The 6,165-nt window shown below is 34.9% G+C and carries 4 protein-coding genes; all 4 read right to left on the bottom strand.

What is annotated here, in order from left to right; all coding sequences use genetic code 11:
- Window positions 1-53: 53 nt before the first annotated feature.
- Window positions 54-977, bottom strand: a complete 924-nt coding sequence (locus tag IC221_RS19990; protein ID WP_188170656.1) for a hypothetical protein — start codon at window positions 975-977, stop codon at window positions 54-56.
- Window positions 978-1,294: 317 nt separating this feature from the next.
- Complete coding sequence (locus tag IC221_RS19985; protein ID WP_188170655.1) at window positions 1,295-3,997, bottom strand: cation-transporting P-type ATPase; 2,703 nt, start codon at window positions 3,995-3,997, stop codon at window positions 1,295-1,297.
- A 607-nt stretch (window positions 3,998-4,604) separates the two neighbouring features.
- Window positions 4,605-5,339 carry a hypothetical protein gene (locus tag IC221_RS19980; RefSeq protein WP_188170654.1) on the bottom strand — a complete coding sequence of 245 codons (735 nt, stop codon included), beginning with the start codon at window positions 5,337-5,339 and terminating at the stop codon, window positions 4,605-4,607.
- Between the two features lie 17 nt (window positions 5,340-5,356).
- On the bottom strand, window positions 5,357-6,049 hold the full coding sequence (locus IC221_RS19975; RefSeq protein WP_188170653.1) for a hypothetical protein: 693 nt from the start codon (window positions 6,047-6,049) through the stop codon (window positions 5,357-5,359).
- Between the last annotated feature and the right edge of the window lie 116 nt (window positions 6,050-6,165).

The raw sequence follows: 6,165 nt of genomic DNA, 5'->3' as shown, positions 1-6,165 counted from the left end.
CTTTTCATAGGAGAAAGATCGGCTTTCTGTCAAAGAAATGAAAATTCAAAATTTTAAAAGAGCGATAGCTCAGTTAAATAAAACTTATTCAAGAAAACAAATAGAATAGAATGAATCCATATGCTGAAAAACAATACATGGCTAATTATTCTTTTCCAAGAAAAATCCAAAATTCTATCAAACTTTGAAAAAGGAATAGCTCTGGGATCAACTTTATACAATATTTGTTGGACAATAGCACTTTCAATCTTATTGAGGTCATTTTTCTCTGTTTTTTTGTCACCTTCTGAAGGTTCTTCACCTGAGGTAGTATGTTGATTTCCTAGTTTACTTTTTTCTCTGTCTACATTAGTTTCACTCTCTTTATTAGTACTGAAATAGGCAAGAGAAACATCTATGAACTTCAGCTTGTAGTACTTTTTAAATGCTTGTATTATTGTTGATTTACCTGCTCCATATGGGCCTGTTACCGCAATATTTTTTACATCATCATGGTAAAGTACCCCTTTTGCTAAGTTTACAATGTAACTATCATTTTTTTCTATATCATCACTATTGGGAGTAAGTTTATAGATGTCGCTTGAAACGATAGAGTCATTTCCATCTTTATTTTTTGGCTTTACTAAATGTAAGGCATATAAAAGATAAAGTACTAATGATATAACTATACAAAATGAAACAATAAACACGAAAAGAGATACAAGCTCGAGTTTCGATAATTTAATATCAAATACCTCATTAGAATCATTTTTATATGCTTCTAAACAATGTGCTTTGCCATCTACTGGGTAAAAAGTAAAGTTAATTATTGTTTGAAAAGTCTTCCAATAATATTTTGGTTTGTCAAATGTATTTGCATATCCAACTCTAGCTGAAATTGTATTATCAGGATTGCCTCCTGCTATTGTATTACCTAATTGATCTAAAGAAACTAAAATATGGAATATGTACTTTTGAAAAGAATTATTAGAGCTCATTTGTAAATTGGTTTGCTTATTAATGTAAAAGTACAAATGAATTATTAATAATATTCGTATTTAAAAAAAGTAGTTTCAATATATATCATTATTGTTGTCCAATATATATGCGTAACTGATTGAATAACAGTAGTGGTTCAAGCCCTGGTGCGGCTACAACTATTTTCAAGCAAGAGGTGAGAAGGAAGAAGTTTACGTCAACAACCTCTTTATTTTAATACATTTCTACTTTTGATTGATAATACTAGCCCGAAGTAAAATAGAGCAAGAACTCAATACCTTGCTCTTACTCTATTCTATTTAAAAATCTGCATTTTTTAATAATGATACACTTTCCTCCTAATCCATTTTTCTAATTCAACCAATAGATATAGAGTGAGGGAGATGCCAATGACTAATCCCCATTCTTCAAGGCTTATTGGAGCCGTGGCGAATAATTGATTCATTAGAGGGGAGTAGGTCATAAATAATTGGAGACCTACCATGATGAGCACTCCGCCAATAAGCCATTTGTTGGAGAAGAACCCGAGTCGGAATGGGGAGTAATGGAGTGATCTTGAATTAAAGAGGTAAAACAATTCCCCAAAGACAATCAGGTTGATGCAAATGGTTCTTGAGACATTGAGTTGTAGATCGTTGGTTTGTGTTTCAAAAGTGAAAACGAAATAAATCATGGCCACGAGGTAGGTACTTACCCAAAGTACTCTGGTGAGCATGGTGGGGGTGAGGATGGGCTTTTTAGGATCTCTTGGCGGATGGGTCATTAATCCTTTTTCTGCCTTCTCGAAAGCTAATGTGGCCCCTAAGAAAATGGCGGTCGACATGTTTACCCATAAGATTTGTAATGGGGTGATGGGTAAGGTTAAACCTAAAATGGAGGCCACTAAGATCACCAACCCTTCGGTGACATTGGTCGGGATGGTCCAAGTGATGAATTTGAGGAGGTTATCGAAGACATTTCTTCCTTCTTCGGTGGCACTTTTGATGGTGGCAAAGTTATCATCCGTCAAGATCATGTCTGCGGTTTCTTTGGCGACCTCCGTACCAATTACCCCCATGGCAATACCAATGTTGGCCTGTCGTAAGGCAGGGGCATCGTTCACACCGTCACCCGTCATCGCTACTATATGTCCTTCTTTTTGAAGTACTTCCACTAATTTTAATTTCTGATCAGGGCTCACTCTGGCAAAGACCGATTTCTTTTGTGCGACTTCCTGAAGTTCTTGTGGATTGAGGGTTTCCAACTCCTGTCCGGTAATTCCTTTTTCTGTTGGATTTTGTGCTCGTATGCCCATCATATCGGCAATTGAAGTCGCCGTAATGATATGATCGCCGGTAATCATTTTTACATCAATTCCAGCTTGATGACAAATCTTAACGGCCTCTATGGCTTCGTCTCGGGGAGGATCAATCATGCCTTGTAATCCTAAGAAGATCAAATCAGAAGTACAGTCTTGGTGTACAATCTCCCTTTTTGTGATTGAAACTTTCTTCATTGCAAATGCCAAGACTCTCAACCCTAGGGACGCCATTCTTTCTACTTGTGACTGAATGAGTGTAGCCTCCATCTCCATCAGATCACCCTCATTATTTAAATAATGTGAGCAAGCCGAGACAATACGTTCCACCGATCCTTTTAGATAGATCATATTTCGCCCCCCGTTTTCATGTAGGGTGGCCATATATTGTAATTCAGATTCAAAAGGGATGGTATCAATGGTTAGGTATTTATTTTCGATATGATGAATCTCTAATCCACCTTTAATTGCAGAAGTAAATAAGGCCCCTTCGGTAGGGTCGCCTTCTATTTTCCACGTAGGCTCTTCTTCATTTTTAATGAGTTTGGAATCGTTACAAAGCACCCCGCACATCAGCAATTCTTCTAAAGCTTTGGAGTGATGGGAAGTAATACGGGCACTGTTGAGTGTTATATTTCCTTTGGGGTTATAGCCAATACCGTCCAATTCAAAATTTTCATTCCCAGCAAAAATCTTTTGAACCGTCATTTCATTTTGAGTCAGCGTACCGGTTTTATCAGAACAAATTACCGTTGTACTTCCCAAAGTTTCTACAGCAGGTAATTTTCGGATAATCGCCTTTCTTTGGGCCATCCTCGATACGCCAATGGCCAAGGTAATGGTGACTACGGCAGGGAGTCCTTCAGGAATGGCACCTACCGCTAAAGCAACCCCTTCTAATAAAACATCCTCTAAAGCATGTCCTCTCATCCAACTAACGGCCATTGTAATGGAGGCCAAACCAAGAATAATCCATAGCAGTACTTTACTGAATTGCTCAATCTTTTTGGTTAAAGGAGTGACTAAAATATCCGCCGAGGCGATGAGGTGATTAATCTGTCCAATTTCTGTCGTATCACCAATATTAGTCACTACCCCGACACCGTAGCCGTAAGTCACCAACGTAGTGGCAAAGGCGGTGTTTTTTCTGTCGTTAATAATGGTTTCTTCTTCGATTGGAGCAGCGTTTTTGGAAGCAGATACGGATTCTCCCGTAAGTGCAGATTCATCAATTCGAAGTTCTTTGGAAGTAATAATTCTTAGGTCGGCAGGCACTCTATCGCCAGAGTGGAGCACCACGATATCTCCAACGACCACCTCTTTTACAGGGATTTTTACTTTGTTCCCCTCTCGTATCACAACAGTTTCATCTTGAATGTAGTTAGCTAATGCCTGAATTGCCCTTAAAGCTTTCACCTCTTGGATATACCCTATAATCGCATTGATGATCACAACACCTAAGATCACACCCGTTTCGAGCCATTGTTCCAAAAAGCTTACTCCAATTGCGGCAATCAATAAAATATAAACAAGGGGTTGATGAAACTGTCGTAGGAAGATAATAAACTTACTTTCGCTCTTTTTAACCGTCAGTTTATTTTCTCCATATTTTAATTTTCTCCTTTCCACCTCTTGGAGGGAAAGGCCCTTGTTAGGGTCGGAATTAAGTAGATTCACTACCTCATTGGAGGTCAGTAAATACCATTGACGTAAAGTTTCCATAGTTCTCTAGGTTTGATGTTTATGTTTAATTCTTTCATACTTTTTTCTTCTTATTTAGATGTACACCATGACTGAAGTCATGGGCAGGTGATACTGACTCCATCAACACTAAAGTGTTGTCTACGTTATTAATCATCAAGATTTTTAGTCTTGATTAGGTTGATTTACTACCAGCCCATAGATTTAACTATGGTGCAAGAAACACACAAAAACTTTTGTCAAAGTACTTATGGGTAATGATAATAATTAGGGTATTCATTTTTGTAAATGAGTGGGTGCTTTTGGTGTGTTTTTACTGATTGATTTTTATGATTTTATCTTGAGTTAATTATTATTTTTTGCCCTGATTCTATTCTCTTATAAGTTCATATTAGTTTTTGAGAAATAAAGTGACTTTATGCAATTAAAATGGATGATTGTTATTGCTTTTTGAGGGGTAATATGTTGTTGAATGAAATAGCTGTTCGTTTTTAAAATCTTTCTTCTGCATTTATTCCTAAAATTATATTACAGGGTAATGATTCTAAAAACATTAAAAAAAACGAAACCCCATCACAGTCCTAAATCTGCGATGGGTTGTTTGGATTACTCAAACTGTCCTCAAACTTTAATTATCAACGTTTAAATAAACAGAATACAGTGTCCTATCATCTATATTCATTTTATGGATTTCATAATTTGGAGTACTAGAGAGAAGGCTATTATCTAGAGTATTAATGAAGTTTTTATAATCTTGATGACTTCTTTTACCTATTACATCATTGTATAGAGATGTTTTAAAAACGATGATAAATAAAACGGATATATCACAATAGGTCTCTTTTTCTTTTGCTTCTAGTGTACCAACTGTAGAGTATAATAATTGATATCTTAAGTCAAAATGTTTGGGTTTAACTACTTTGAAGTTTTTCTTTAAAAGACTTTCAACTCTTGTCGCTGCTCCTGTTTTTTCTCCATTTAACTCTCTAGTTTTTGCTTTAAGATATACTTCTGAAATAGTATTATTAAAAGTTTCGTCAACTTTAGATTCGATGCCAATGAATATAGATTTTTTTTGTGCTGTTTCAGCAAAAATACCCACATCATGTTCACGTCCTTTTCCTAGATTGTCAAATTTGACATTAAATTCAGGCTTCCCAACTTTTAATGTGACCTCATCATTTACAATCTCTTTGATGATTTCTTTAATTTTATCTTCTCCATTTTTATGGATTAAATAGTTGGCAATTTCAAAAGCACTCCTACCTTCTTTCCAATGCTTTTTCTTCATACCGCTAAAGAAAGCATCTCTCCATTCGTTAAGACTAGAGATAATATTACCTTGTTGATCTTGATAAATCATATTAGTAGGTTTAGTTTTTAAAGAATATTATAGTCAACTAATTCATGAATATCTATATATTTTGTTGAGTCTATTCCGTTAATAATACCAGGGACATCAGTATATACTATCAATTCCTTTTTTATAAGGCCATAATCTTTATTAATAAACTCTTTTGTGGTAAATCTCTCATTTTCAGTTGTACATATGTATTTACACTGAAATGTACCTGCAGGAACAGTTATAATTGTGTCTCCTATTACTTCTTTAATTCTTGTGAAAACTGGAGGATAGTATTCCCAAGTCTTATTATCAAGTAAAGGATAATCATAAACTATAGGACATGAATCAGCAGGGAATAGAAAAATATCATCTTTAGTTCTAAGATTACTTTGGGTTGTAGTTATATCAAAAATAGGGCTATAACCTGAATAGTTACTTCCTACATATAGAAACTTATTATCTGAAAACGTATAATACTTTTCTCCTTTTCTTGTCTCGTTTTGTTCTTCAAAGACAAAACAATTATACCCATTGAGCTCTTTAGTACCTGTAATTTCTATGGTATAATCTTGATCAAATATTAGAGAGTCTGACTTGAACATATCAAGTTTATATGACCATTGATTACCTATTTCTGTAGGATACAAATATTCTAGAGTAGTTTCATCCTCATTACATGAAAAAAAAAGGATAGAAAGGAAGATTGAAATTATTGAAGTTTGTTTCATTTCTTAGTTGCTTTGTTAGTAATTGATTTTCTTTAACCTATTTAAAGGTATCAAAGAATAAAGAAATTAACAATGTTATTAATTAATAATACGAAACCCCATCACAGTCCTAAATC

Origin of the sequence: Flammeovirga sp. EKP202, from assembly GCF_014534745.1 — a bacterium.
Classification (GTDB): Bacteria; Bacteroidota; Bacteroidia; order Cytophagales; family Flammeovirgaceae; genus Flammeovirga.
The sequence above is the reverse complement of the archived record's forward strand: the minus strand, read 5'-3'. Positions and strand labels throughout refer to the sequence as shown.